Genomic DNA, 634 nt, shown 5'->3' with positions numbered 1-634 from the left:
ATGCTACTTCTACTCCTAAAAAAGCTCCAATTGATTGCAAACTATTTCCAGTAATTATAAGGAAATCATTTTCTTTTATTTGTTCATTTAGATTAAAATACGTTCCTATTACATTAGAAATATTACCTAAAGCTAATAACTCAATCCCCGTTTTCGCTAGCGCTTTATTTTTATTATCTATAGTTACATCTTGCTTCTCACATTTATCTTCATCTTTCACATCAATAGTTGCTATAATTTGTAATATATATCCTAGGGCTTGTAATGAACTCCCTACAATAACAAGATCCGACTCAATCTTTTCTTCTCCTGCAAACCCTCTAGTTGTTCCAATAGCTGCTATAAGATTTCCTCCTACTTGAAACCATGCCCCTGTCAATTCTAAATCGCGTAGGTTCATTTCCCATCACCTATATTAAAATTTTCTAGTACATTCGAAATAAACAAATATCACCTTTAATTCATTATTTTATTTTTCATATGTAATTTTGTGCATCACATAATGTACTAATAATAAAAAAGAGCACCTTTCAGTGAACTGCACCCCAGTTGTTAGACACAGTCTAACAACTGGAGGTGCAGTTTTTCTATGGCTAAATTTACAGCTGATGAAAAAATGCAAATCGTTCTACGT

The 634-nt window shown here is 32.0% G+C and carries 1 protein-coding gene; it reads right to left on the bottom strand.

From position 1 onward, the window contains the following. The coding region (locus tag AC1DTM_RS30530; RefSeq protein WP_477001710.1) for a DUF6944 family repetitive protein at positions 1–400 on the bottom strand (400 nt) is incomplete at its 3' end. Positions 401–634 lie beyond the last annotated feature (234 nt).

This window comes from Bacillus sp. P4_D3 (genome assembly GCF_056401855.1).
Note: the sequence above shows the minus strand (reverse complement) of the source record. Positions and strands in the feature narration are given on the sequence as shown.